Raw genomic sequence first — 12,983 nt, 5'->3', positions numbered from 1 at the left:
GATCAGGAAGAAATCAGGATTCCGCCCCTTATTTATTCAGCTTTGCTTTGATCGCCGCAAGTTCGTCTTCGGGGCTCATTTCCGCCGCCGTGCCTCCGGATTCGGCGTTCGCCTCCGGTCCTCCAGGCACCGGCGCTTCCTTTCCCCGCTCCAATTGCGCGATCAGCTCATCCAGATCGTCCTCCCGCGTCCCCGCTCGCAGCTCGGCCAGCGCCTCCGCTTCGTTCAAGGCTTGGCCGGCCTTCGCTTCCAATTCGCGAAAGGCCTCGCCCGCTCCGCCGGAGCCGTTCTTCCGCCGCAGTGCCTCGGCCTCCGCCAGCTTTACGCGCAATTCGGTGCGCCGCGCCTCCAGTTTGCTTACATCCGCGGCAAGCTTATCCTGCATTTGCTTCATCTTTGCGGCGTGATCGGCCGCCTGGTCATAGGCCGATTGCAGTTCCCGCAGCTGCCCAGCCATACCGGCCTTACGCTCCAGAAACTTCAGCGCTCCCGTTTCGTCGCCCGACTCGACCGCTTTCGCCGCATACCGCTGCAGCTTGCGTGCCTCTTCGGCGCACTCCTCCAGTTTCCGCTTGGCCCGGCTCTCTTCCGCCAGCACCGAGGCCGTCTCCGCTTTGACCTGACCCAAATCGCGGTTCATTTGGCGGAGGCATTCCTCAATCGTCTTCTCCGGATCCTCCGACTGTCCCAGCAAACCGCCAACATTCGCCATCATCACGTCCCGAAACCTCGACAAAATTCCCACATCCGTCCCTCCTTCAACCCTTTGTTTATTTAATAATACATCAAATGGCGCAAATTGGTTTCAAACGAGGGAACAAAAGAGGGCTCATTTTGTCCGCTGCTTGTCCAGCGATTGACCGTCGGCTTGAGTTTAGCTTTGTTATCCTTAAGCTACAACGAAGATTTGCCGCATCTGGAGCAAGTGAAAAAAATGACGGATAGGAGACTGATCCAATCATGGAAAACGAACCAAAAAAGACAACCTGCTACATCATTGAGCCTTCGGCATGGGGAATCCGGACGGATGGCACCGATGCCGTGAAGACCACGGACGGACTGAACCAAGCGATCGCTTACGCGAAGAACGCCGGATACCCCGAAGTTTTTATTCCGAAGGGAACCTATTTGATCCAAGGTGTCGGGACCGCATACCCGGCGTCTCCCGAGAAAGGCGCGGGCATCCACGTGCCCTCTCACTTGAAGCTCACTCTGGATCACGAAGCGGAGCTGAAGGTCGAGCCGAACAGTTCGAAGGGGTATTCCTGCATTTACCTTCGCAAAGTGGAAAATGTTACGATTTCGGGTGGAATCATTACGGGCGACCTGGACCAGCATGATTTCAGCAAGCTTCCTAAATCAACCCAAGAATGGGGGCTGGGAATCTACATCCACGGGGGCAGAAACATTACGATTGAAAACATGAAGATCCGCAAATGCACCGGGGACTGCATTTTACTCGGTCCGGTGGGCCTCTTGGGGGTGGACCCCGACTATGACAAGCCGGAGAAGGTATCCATCCGCAATTGCCAACTGGACGGAGCGCGCCGAAACAATATTTCGATTACGGGCGGGGAAGGCGTCTTTGTCGAAAATAATGAAATTACGAACGCGGGCACCGTAAAAGGGACCAAGCCTTGGGCCGGTATCGATATTGAAGGATACGGCGAAGGCGACATCGATTACGAGGAGCCGCGTAAAGTCGTGATCCGGGGGAATGTGTTCCGCGGCAACGCCGAATCGTCCGTACTGAGCTTTAACGGCTACGAAGTGATTATCGACGGCAATCATTCGGACAATACGATATCCTACGGCAACGGCACGGATACCGTCATCAGCAACAATGTACTGCTGCGCACGGACAACGCCAGAGTCGCCATCGCGGGGCAGAAGGTGTCGAACGGATTGGACGGGAACAACGTAACGATTGTCGGCAACAGTATCAAAGGCTTCAGCAGCGGTATCGACGCACGCGGAAAAGACGTCGTCGTTACCGGAAATACGGTTTCCCATTTGGGCAGCGCAAGCGGCACGGGCATCGGCGTATGGGATGCGGAGAATGTGCTGATTGCGGAGAATGCCGTTCACCGCGGCCAAGGCTTGGCCTACAAGGTTGACAACAGCAAGGATGTTCAACTTTTGAACAACAAGGCCTACCAGTCGGACAGGTACGGCATGGAGGTGGGCAAGTCCCAGGAAGTCGTTTTGCGGGGGAACGTATTGAGCCGGTGCAAGGGCGGTATTCAAATCACGAACCGCGGAACAACAGGCACACAGGTGTTGGCGGAAGGCAATCATATCGATTGCACCGGTTACACGGGACAATCGACGTATACAATCAGCTTCGACAAGAGTAGCGATGTCGCCATCAAATCCAACTATATCCGCGGGGCCCGCAATATTGCCATTTACGGAGCCAGCGCCGCCGGTAGAAGCGTCAAAATTACGGACAACGAGATTGTGGATAGCACAGGCGTAACGGCGGCGATTCAACTGGACGGGGGAGCGCGCGCCGAAATTGCCGGCAACCGGATCACCTACGACCGAACGGCGGACGGCGGTTACGGCATCATCTTGTTGAACACCGTGGATGCGCTCGTCGCGGAAAATTCGATCGGTTCCCATTCTAATTTTGCCCTTAACGGCTCGATCGTTACGGAGAAGGCGAACTCCACCAAGGTAGTAAACAATCTGGCGATCAAGGGCATCCTGAAATTAAATGAAAAGACAGACACGAACCTTGGCAATACGGTGATTGTTTAAGACATACCTGTTCTGAAAACCAATATCCAGGCTGTCGAGTCTTAACTCGACAGCCTCCCTAATGATCACTGCCTCCGGAACCGTTATCGTCCTACTCCCCACTCTTCTTGGCGGCCTCCTCTTTTACCGCCTTATCCAATACAACCTGCCCTTCCTGCTCTATCGTCTGCAGCGCCTCTTCAATGGACTTCTTCTTCTCCTCGACCAACTTCAGCTCACGGTCCACGATCGGTTGGTATTGAGCGTAGAAATCGCGGGGGATTTTATCATTGTCCAGCGAACTTGCTCCGTCCAAACTCGGCTTTAATTTGTAAAATACGTCCAGGTTGACGCCGTCATATTCCTTCGCTATTCCCATATGGGATAAAAATCCGTTATTCATCGATCTCGACTTCACTTTGGCGAACTTTTCCCCGTTCACAAATTTCAGGAACTCCCAAGCCGCATCCAGATTCGGCGAATTCGCCCGGATGGTGAAAATTTCATTAATGTCGATATCCCGGGTTGTTTCGGGTTCGGCCGGATCGACCGGCCCCGCGATGACGCCGACTTGAAAAGGTTTGTAATCCTTTAGCGTGCTTTTGGCTTCTTTCATACTGCGCAGCAAATACGCGCTGCCGCTCGTCATGGCCATGCGGCCCATCAAAAACGGCTGACTCTGATAATACGCTTCGATCGTCCCGCCCTGGAAACCGCCATCCATAGGATTGTAGATCGTTCCCGAATCGATCGCGTCCTTGGCCAGTTTATAAACCTGCTTCCAAGCATCCGTATTCAGTGTGATTTTCATCGTATCCGTATTGATATATTTTAAACCCTGGGTACCCGCGATGGCCGAGGCGAGGCTCTCCAGGGACATGCCGCCGTCGCCGCTGCCCAATCCGTAGACGCGGGTCTTCTCGTCGCCATCGGTCGGAAACCGCCGGGCCGTATCGATGATCTCCTGCCATGTCATCCCGTCATGCGGTACTTCGACGCCGTATTTAGCGAACAGATCGGCATTATAGAAGAGGGCGCTACCGTAAAAGGAAGGAGATAAGCCATACAGCTTGCCGCCGCCTTTCTCTTTAAGAATCTCGATCAGAGCCGGGTAAATGCCCTTGAGATCGTATTTGTCGCGTTCAATTAAAGTATTGAGGTCCAGCAATTTACCTTCCGCGGCGAATTTCTCGTACGTGTCCATCCTCAACAAAACTACATCCGGCTGTTCCTTCTCCACGAGGTCCGCAAACGCTTTGTTGTAATCCTGCACTTCCTCCCTGAAAATACTAAACGGACTGACCACTTCAATGTCGATGTTGGGGTGTTGCATCGTAAACAAATCGCAATATTGTTGGAAGAAGCTCGATTCGTCCATATCGTCCATATACATGATTTTGAAACTGGAGCGCTGCTCCGCTTCTTTGGCGGGAGCACTGGAGCAACCCCCAAACACGACACCGCATAAAAATAACACTAGGGCCTTACGCAGCCATTTGCTTCTCATCCTGACCTCCAAAACAACGTTATTTTATTGCCGACTCTTTCACGTTTTAGAGGCAGAATTGTTACCAGAAATGTAAAAAGTAATCTGTCTATTCCTTCAAAGTGCTAATGAGAACCGCTTCAGCCACTTGCTTATCTTCATTAGATAACCAGACCATAACACTTGGAGCGTTGTTCCCGGTTTTCAGCAAGGAGGATATATCAGAACCTGTTGCTTCTTCATACTTGGTGATGACGGTATCCTTATCGGAGGAAATATGACGGGTAAATATTTGGGTTGAGGCGTTGATTTGGATATGCACATCCTCCTCATCCGTTCTTTTTTCATCTGTACTTCTCATAAGCTTAGGATTCATATGTATGGTAATTTCATGGGCATCCACCGCCGCCAAATCTCCAACCAAGTCTGCCTTTGCTTCATCCCATCCCGCCAGGACCTCCTTATTTTCATAAACAAATTCCACCTTAGCCGTGGAGAAAGGCAGCAAATCAGGGGCAATCATCCTAATTGCGGCGCCCCCTAAGAGTCCTGTAACCAAGAAGAAACCGATAAGCGACATCAGGAATTGATTCCGTGACGACGTTATTTTGCGGAACCATTCATATATACCGACACCTATAGCCCCACCGGCGAAATTCAATAAAATATCATCGATGTCGCTGCTGCCCAAAGCCAATACATACTGAATCACTTCCAGCGCAAATGAGGTCAGCAGCAGGTAAAGAAGTGAAATGCGAAGGGGCTTATTGTGTGCGGCATAAGCCACAAAAATCCCCAAAGGAACAAATATCGCAATATTCCCCCCGATATTCGCCAAAGCCCTTCCCATGTCAATGTTCTCACTTGTAAAAAAATCTATAATTGTATTAAAAGGAATGATATTAATACTTCTTAATGCTGGCATTATCCCTGAATGGAACAGTGCTGAAAAGGGAATCGTCTTAAACAAAATAACCTTAATTGCAATTAAAGCATAGGCAATAAACATCAAGTAAAACAGGAAGATCAATAACCTGTTGCCTCCTGGTTTTTCCGGGTTACTCTCCGGGTTACTCTCCGGTTTACGCTCCCGGTTGCGGTTCAACTTGAGGTCCACGTTTGTCACACCTTTCCTTATTTTGAAATCTATTCATATAGTTTCATCAAAAAAACGTTTATCCTGAATATTTAGTTACACAGTACCCCGTCAGACAACCTCGATAATATAGAATTCCTGCATATCTGCATGTTTTTTTTCTAGTTTAGGGCCAAAATTTCAAAATTCCTGCGAATCTGCAGGAATTTTCGGCGAAACCGGCTCGTTTCTCGAAAATCGCTAGAAATACCTGCAGATTTGCATCTTTTTTCACATCCCCTCGTGGATCGGCCAAAATACCTGCACATTTGCATCTTTTTGGAGTTGGAAGTTTGAAAGTTTGGAGTGCGCTCGCCGACTGGATGGCCATGGGCTTCGTACGGATTTGGAGGCCTGATGAAGCACTAGCCTAGCCACAAAAAAAGAACCCAACCTTAAAGATTGGGTTCTTCCGCGACAGAGCGATTCATTTATTCGTCTTCCGTATTCGCTTTTTTCTCGGAGTAAGCGATCAGGTTGATCTTTTCCCCTGTCGACTGCTCCAGTTTTTCCTCCAGCTTCCGGATCTCCTGAACCAGGTGCTCCTTGTTCTCCAGATCGGTAAATACGTAATCCTGTCTCATCGCGTTCACTCCCGGCCTTTTTGACCAGTTTTTGTGATCAAGCCGGATTTTATGCAAGTCGCAAGCCGCGAGCTGCAAGTTGCCCTTATCCCTTGATCGACCCGATCATCACGCCTTTCTCAAAATACTTCTGAATAAACGGATAGATAATTAAGATCGGCAGCGTGGAGACGATAATCACGCCGTACTTGATCTGGTCGGCATACCGCTGCGCGTAGCCCCCGCCGTCACCGCCGGTGCCCGCCCCGCCGGCAAACACCTGGTTGGACAGCAGGATGTCCCGCAAAATGATCTGCAGCGGCTGCAGCTCATTATCGCGGATGTAAATCAAAGCCGTAAAGAAATCGTTCCAATGCCCGACCAGATAATAGAGGCCGATGACGGAAATCAGCGCCTTGGACAACGGCAAGGCCACCTTGAAGAAAAAGGTGAAATGCGAGCAGCCGTCGATGACCGCCGCTTCATGCAGCTCCTGCGGCAGCGAGTTTTCAAAAAACGTCCGGGCGATGATCAGATAAAACACGTTCACACAGAACGGAAGAATAAAGACCCAGATCGTGTTGGTCATATGCAGGTCTTTCATCAACAAGTAAGTCGGGATCAGGCCGCCGTTGAAGAACATCGTCACCACAAAAAGAAACATGATTACCCGTCTCGCCCGGAATTCCCGCCGGGACAGCACGTAAGCGGCCGGCATCGTAAACACCATGTTGACCAGCGTCCCGAATAACGTGTAGAACACCGTGTTGCGGTATCCGGTCCAAATCCGGGCATCCTTGAAAATCTCCTGGTATCCGAAGAAGCTGATCCCTTTGGGGTAGAACAACACCTTGCCCGTCGAGACGAGGGTTGAATCGCTGAAAGAGGCGATGACGATAAAGTACAGCGGATATACGATCAGCAAAAAGATGACGGTGCAGATGAACCCGAGCACCACTTTAAAGACGAGGTCTTTTCCTCCGGTCCGCGGTCCGCTCAACGCTTTGCCCGCCCGCGTTCTGGCCAGCTCCATAGCAGGTCCTCCTTTCTCTCGTTTTTTGTCATTTTAAAAGAGGCTGGTCTGTGAAGCCCGTTTGGAAATCGCGTTCATGGCGAACAGGAACACGAAGTTAATCAGCGTATTGAACAGGCCGATCGCCGAGGCCAGGCTGAACTGGTTGGAGACGATCCCGATCTTGTACACGTAGGTGGCGATCACCTCGGAGACCGGGAGGTTCAGCGAGTTCTGCATCAGGAATATTTTCTCGAAGCCGGTGCTGAGAATATTCCCCATACTGAGGATGAACAGAATGATAATCGCCGGTACAAGCGCCGGAATATCGACGTAGCGGATCGTCTGCCACCGGCTGGCGCCGTCGATTTTGGCCGCGTCGTACAGCTGGGGATCGATCGTGGACAACGCGGCCAGATAAATGATGCTGTTCCAGCCGCAATGCTGCCAAATGTCGGACAGCACATAGACCGGGATGAACGTGGAGGTGGAAGCCAGCAGATTGATATGCCCCAGCCCGATCGATTTCATGAAATGCCCGACCACCCCGGTTTCGGAGGACAGCAGCACGTTCAGCATCCCCACGAGCACGATGACCGAAATAAAATGCGGCAGGTACACCGTCGTCTGCATGAGCTGCTTCATTTTTTTGCGCCGGATTTGGTTTAAGATGAGCGCCAGAACAATGGGAGCCGGAAAGCCGAGCACGATGCTCGCCAGGCTGATCATAAACGTGTTTCGCATCAGGTCGGTGAACAGGTAGCTGTCGATAAACTGTTGAAAGTACGCCAGCCCCCGCCATTCGCCGCCGGTCAGCCCTTTGCTGAAATCATAATCGCGAAAAGCCAGCTGAATCCCGTACATGGGAATGTAGTTGAAAATCAGAACCACGATAATAGCGGGCAGGATCATAATCCACAGCTGATAATCGCGTTTCAGAACCTGAAGTCCTTTGCGGGACGGCATAACATCTCCCCCTTACTGCTTGCTTTTGTATTCCTCGTAGTACTTCTGCATGATTTCAAGGTTCTGTGTGATGCCGGCCTTTTGGGCCTCCTTCACGTAAGCGTCCCATTCCGCCTCGATCCCGCCTTTGGTCACCCATTTGGCGAAGCTGGAATCGGCCAGATTCATCACGTTGGTATTGTTCAAACTAAGGATGTTGTTGTCCATCGTAGAGTACTTAATGAACAGGGCGGGGAAGATATCGTTGTCCAAATCGATCTCCTGCGCCTCTTTCAAGGGTTCGGACTGCGTAAGCACTTCCTGCATATCTTTGCCGAGCGTCAGCTTCAAGGAATCCGGGATATAAAAAGCGCCATGGTCCGCCATCGTGGACGTCCATTTCCAGGTTCCCGGGTCCATCTCCGCCTTCGCCGGAGGCAGAACGGTATAGCTGCCGTCTCCGTTATCCTTGATATTCGGGCCGATGGAACCGAACAGCACCTGCATGCCCACCTTCGGATCGTACATTTCGTTGATAAACCGCATGGCCGCTTCCTTATGCTTGGTTTTGGCCGACATCACGATATGGTTCACACCGTAGTTCAGGTTGTAATGGTCGTAACTCCAGCCCAGCTTCCCGGTATAATCGGCGGAAACCTTCAGCGGAGACATGGACGCGTACTGCGGGGCAAGCTGTTCCCCGAAACGGTCCGAGGCCACCCAGCCCCAGGTGAACCCGACCTTTGCGATATCTCCCTCGCCGCGGGCGACCGACTGGAACTTCGTATAATCATGGGTAAACACTTCCTTATTGATTAAGCCGGCCTTGTACAGTTTGTTCAGGAAGGCGACCATCGTTTTGTAGCGGTCATCGATCAGAAAATTCTTCACCTGGCCGCCTTCAACGAAATAGCCCTCCGCGTTCCCGTCGGACAGGGTGACGCCCATGCTGCCGAGCAGTACCGCCGGATTGAAGTAGCCGCCGATGCCGCCCGGCCAATCCATCGGGATCTCGTCGTTCGGATCCCCGTTGCCGTTGGCATCCTTCTCTTTAAACGCGACGAGCACCTCATACAGCTCATCCCAGGTCGTCGGCATGTCGAGACCCAGTTCATCCAGCCACTTTTGGTTGATGTACTGTCGTTGGGCGGACGAAGGCCAGAAACGCTGATACTTCGGAAGCCCGTAAATTTTTCCGTCCGGCTGCGTGGCGATGAGTTTGGTTTCCGGTTTTTCCTTAAACATGGTCTGTACATTCGGCGCCTGATCCAGCATCGTGGACAGATCCTGGAACAACCCCTGGAACTGGGCGAAGTCGGCATCCGTAATGACATTCGGTCCGATGAACAGGTCCGGAATATCGCCGCTGGCCAGCATCGTTCCTTTTTTTTGCCCCCAGTCGGACGTGATCTCCTGCCATTCGATCTCTACCCCCGCGGCTTCTTCCACCTGCCGCAGCCATTCCATTTCCTTCAGCGGCTTGGTGAGCGGATGCTTCGTCATAATCGCCGTCAGCTTGACCTTCTCTCCCGACGCCTCTCCGGCCGCCTCCGAAGCCTTGTTGCTTGCTCCTCCCGAGCCGCACCCGGACAACAGCATGGCCGCGATGATGACGAACGACGTGAAAACGGTTACCTTTTTTCGCATTTCTCTACCTCCACACGTTGAATTTGGGCACATCGATTTTTGTGGATCGCTGCCACAGTTTCGCCTGGCTTAAGCCGGCACCTATGACTGTAACGGGAGGTTCCGGGCCGCGTATACGGGCAGTTTTTCGCCGGTTTACAATTTTTGAAAGCGTTTAATCGCAGCAAGGGATTCAAATTTTGTGGATCTTCAAAAAATGAAGGTTCTAAATCGCACGCCTAATCGCCAAAAAACCGCTGCGGCGCTTTTCGGTTGCGGCCTCGGCGGCTCGGGACTCAGCTTCGGTGAGTTTGACGGTATTGCCCGGGGGTGGTGCCCACGATTTTTTTAAAGGTTCGGATAAAACTCGAAGTATTGGTAAACCCGACTTGGACCGCGATCGCATCCAACGCTTCCTCGCTCTCCCGAAGCAGTTGCGCGGACTTCTGAATCCGGAGGCGGTCGAGGGTTTCTTTGAAGTTTTGCCCCACCGTTTTTTTGAAATGGTGGCTGAAATTCGAAACCGACATCCCGAAGTGGTCGGCCATGAGCTGCAGGGAGCAGTTGGGGTCCAGGCATTTCGCTTCGAGAACCGCGAGGATATCCTCCCGGTCGGCCGAACGGGGGGACGCGGGCAGCGTCTCCCGGATCATCTCGCAGAGCTTGGCGCTGCTCTCCCGCAGTATCCCCGTCATTTGTTCCAGCGTATAGCGCGGCTGAAAGGCGGCATCCGTCAGGCGCAGCAAGCGCTGATCGTCATCGCGGAAGCGCTGCAGCCCGTTAAAAATCACGCTGGCCGTGTTCAAATAGACGCTGCGCAGCATGTGCGGGGACAGCCCCTCCCCGCCGATATACCCGATGATGCGCTCAACCAGCGACTCCACTTGGGCGGCTTCATTTTTCAGGATGGACAATTCCAGGGACTGCAGCAGTTCGGCGAAATAAGAAACCGTGCCGGACGGGGATACCTCGATTTCCTCAAAGGAGAGAATTCGGGAAGTGCCGCCGAGCCGAAGCTGCTCCACCGTCCGCAGCGCCTGCAAATAGGAAACGTGCGCCCCGTGGGGACAGCGGGCTTCCGCCGGACTGCCGATTCCGACGAGGGTCTTCTCCCCTATGTTGGCCTGGAGCGCGTCCTGCAGCCGCGCCAGATGCGCTTTCGCCGGAACGTCCGCTTCATGCGAGCAGACCAGGATGATTTCGTGATGATACATACTTTTGAAAAAGTATCCCCGCATCCCTTCGGGCAGCTCGGACTCCCGGGCTTTGCAAAATTCAAGCACCCGGTTCGTCTCCCCGCCCCGCTCGGCTTCGCAGGAGAAGACGGCTACGGTTAACATGGGGCCGTTCAGGACAATTCCCGCCCGGACCGCTTCCCGCTCAAACTCCGACCAGGCCGTGAAATGGCCGTTCACCAGCTCAAGCAGGACATTGTCCCGCATAAAGGGCAGCGTCCCCTTGACCTCCTCGTCCAGCCGGCTGTTGGCCGCGGACAGTCCGTTCAGGGTATAACGAATCGTCTCGATTTCGTTCATCGGCTTGGAGGCTCCCGGTTCAAAAAGCGCCGTGGCCACCTCGACCAGCCGTTTGATCGGGTGGTAGTTTTTGCGGATCGAAACGTAGATCACAATCACTTCCAGCAAAAGAATCAGTCCGACCAGGAGCGCCGTGTTCCGCTGAATCGTGCGAATGCCCTGCAAGGTTGCCGATTCCGGGAGCATGCTGACGTACTTCCACCCGTTCTTTTCCGATACCGTCGCCGACACGAGATAGGAGACGCCGTTGATCTTGTGAATGCCGGAGACGGGGCCGGCCGTCTGACCCATCCCGTCCACCAGCCGGGACAAGTCGTCCGAGCTGCGGTACAACGACCCGTTGGAAGCCACCAGCGGTTTTCCCTGTCCGTCAAATATAAAAAACTCCCCGCGATACGTTTCCGACACCGACTTCATCATGCGGAGAATCGTATCCTCCCGGACCATGATCAGCACCGCGCCGGGAGAATGGGAGCCGCCGACCGGGAGCGGCTGCAGGAAGGTCAGCATCCGCATCCGGTTATTCCCCGGAATAACCACATCCTCCACGGGCCGGACGATCGTGGCGTCCAGCGTATCCAGCGTCTCCACCAAATCCTCGTACGGCCAATTTTCGTAGTAAAAACCGACCCCCGGTTTCGCCATATCCTCCAGCATGTATGCGCTTCCAGTTTTAGAGAACAAATAACCGATGTTCTTTACGTACAGCAAGGTGTTGTAGATGAACGCATCGGTCGCGTTGTATTTTTTCATCTCATTGGCAATCAGCACCCGCTGATAGTCGATCTCCTCCGCCTGGTACATTCTGAACTCGCGGTTCTGCACCAGCTCGAACGGCAGATTGTAGACATAGCGCGTGAACGTGTCCATGGAAGTCATGAACTGCTCCGTAATATGGGCGTTCCAGTCCAGCTCCTTCTGCTTCACGACCTCCGCCGAGTACGGATAGTAGTAAAACAACAGAATCATCACCGGAAACAGCAGTACGAGCAGATAAGAAATCAACAGCTTCGTCAGCAAATTCACCTTGCTTCTTCCCAATCCGGTCCCACCTTCCTATTCTAACTGCCATCTTTTTTATCGTAGCGTCGGGGTGGGGGATTGGCAATAGAGCGAATTTCGCCTCGTGAGCGCGGACCCAAACTGAGGTTCGTTAGCCGTGGCTGCGGAAATAGCTACTTATGCCGTTGCCGCTTTTGCCTACCTCTGAAGGGGTGCGTTTATTACTAGTCCCTTCAGGCAACCTTGATTATATAGAATTCCTGCAAATCTGCATGCTTTTTCTAGTTCGGGGCCAAAAATTTCAAAATTCCTGCAAATCTGCAGGAATTTTTGACGAAACCGGCTCGTTTCTCTAAAATCGCTAGAAATTCCTGCAGATTTGCATCTTTTTCCGCATCCCCCTCGCAAATCGGCCTAAATACCTGCAAATTTGCATCCTTTTGGAGTTGGAAGTCACTACACCACCCTTCATAGCAGGTGTTTTTTGTTTCGCACGCTTCTCGTGATTAACTGGCTAAAGCCACTAAAAACAAGGGGCCGCGCTCCGCGCCCCCAGTCTTCCAAACGATTTAAAATTCTCCGTTTAAGCCTTCTTCACAAACTCCGATTTAAGCTTCATCGCCCCGAATCCGTCGATTTTGCAATCGATGTTGTGGTCTCCGTCCTCGATCAGCCGAATACTCTTGACCTTCGTTCCTATTTTCAAAACGGACGAGCTCCCCTTCACCTTCAAATCCTTGATGATCGTTACCGAGTCGCCATCCTGCAGCACGTTTCCGTTGGCATCCTTGACCGTTTTGGCACCCTCAACCGGCTCCGTCCCGCTCTCGGCCCCGGGCATCCACTCATGGGCACACTCCGGACAAACCAATAGACTACCGTCCTCATAGGTATACTCCGATCCGCACTGCGGACAGTTGGGCAAATTAGACATGGT

Annotated in this window: 10 protein-coding genes; 1 reads left to right on the top strand and 9 read right to left on the bottom strand. The window is 52.7% G+C overall.

What is annotated here, in order from left to right; genetic code table 11:
• Nucleotides 1-28: 28 nt before the first annotated feature.
• Nucleotides 29-745 carry a PspA/IM30 family protein gene (locus tag FRY98_RS19315; protein ID WP_148455015.1) on the bottom strand — a complete coding sequence of 239 codons (717 nt, stop codon included), beginning with the start codon at nt 743-745 and terminating at the stop codon, nt 29-31.
• A gap of 215 nt (nt 746-960) precedes the next feature.
• Between FRY98_RS19315 and FRY98_RS19310 the strand changes: the two genes are divergently transcribed.
• Nucleotides 961-2,763 (top strand): right-handed parallel beta-helix repeat-containing protein, encoded by a 1,803-nt coding sequence (locus tag FRY98_RS19310; protein WP_148455013.1) that lies wholly within the window; start codon nt 961-963, stop codon nt 2,761-2,763.
• Nucleotides 2,764-2,854: 91 nt separating this feature from the next.
• Here the strand turns inward: FRY98_RS19310 and FRY98_RS19305 are convergent, their stop codons facing one another.
• The 8 genes from FRY98_RS19305 to FRY98_RS19275 form a co-directional block, all read right to left on the bottom strand.
• Nucleotides 2,855-4,249: an ABC transporter substrate-binding protein gene (locus tag FRY98_RS19305; protein WP_148455011.1), complete on the bottom strand. Its 1,395-nt coding sequence runs from the start codon at nt 4,247-4,249 to the stop codon at nt 2,855-2,857.
• A gap of 88 nt (nt 4,250-4,337) precedes the next feature.
• Nucleotides 4,338-5,345 (bottom strand): VanZ family protein, encoded by a 1,008-nt coding sequence (locus tag FRY98_RS19300; RefSeq protein WP_148455009.1) that lies wholly within the window; start codon nt 5,343-5,345, stop codon nt 4,338-4,340.
• 449 nt (nt 5,346-5,794) lie between these two features.
• Nucleotides 5,795-5,947, bottom strand: coding sequence for a hypothetical protein (locus FRY98_RS28485; protein WP_170287134.1), 153 nt, complete (start codon nt 5,945-5,947; stop codon nt 5,795-5,797).
• A gap of 85 nt (nt 5,948-6,032) precedes the next feature.
• Nucleotides 6,033-6,959: a carbohydrate ABC transporter permease gene (locus FRY98_RS19295; protein WP_148455007.1), complete on the bottom strand. Its 927-nt coding sequence runs from the start codon at nt 6,957-6,959 to the stop codon at nt 6,033-6,035.
• 33 nt (nt 6,960-6,992) lie between these two features.
• The gene (locus FRY98_RS19290) at nt 6,993-7,904 is read right to left on the bottom strand and encodes an ABC transporter permease (RefSeq protein ID WP_148455004.1); all 912 of its coding nucleotides are present in this window, start codon (nt 7,902-7,904) and stop codon (nt 6,993-6,995) included.
• Nucleotides 7,905-7,916: 12 nt separating this feature from the next.
• Nucleotides 7,917-9,530 (bottom strand): ABC transporter substrate-binding protein, encoded by a 1,614-nt coding sequence (locus FRY98_RS19285; RefSeq protein ID WP_148455002.1) that lies wholly within the window; start codon nt 9,528-9,530, stop codon nt 7,917-7,919.
• Nucleotides 9,531-9,805: 275 nt separating this feature from the next.
• Nucleotides 9,806-12,085 (bottom strand): helix-turn-helix domain-containing protein, encoded by a 2,280-nt coding sequence (locus FRY98_RS19280; protein WP_148455000.1) that lies wholly within the window; start codon nt 12,083-12,085, stop codon nt 9,806-9,808.
• Between the two features lie 544 nt (nt 12,086-12,629).
• Nucleotides 12,630-12,980, bottom strand: a complete 351-nt coding sequence (locus tag FRY98_RS19275; protein ID WP_148454998.1) for a zinc ribbon domain-containing protein YjdM — start codon at nt 12,978-12,980, stop codon at nt 12,630-12,632.
• Between the last annotated feature and the right edge of the window lie 3 nt (nt 12,981-12,983).

Source organism: Paenibacillus faecis (assembly GCF_008084145.1).
Lineage (GTDB): Bacteria > Bacillota > Bacilli > Paenibacillales > Paenibacillaceae > Fontibacillus > Fontibacillus faecis.
This window is presented reverse-complemented; position numbering and strand designations above follow the sequence as displayed.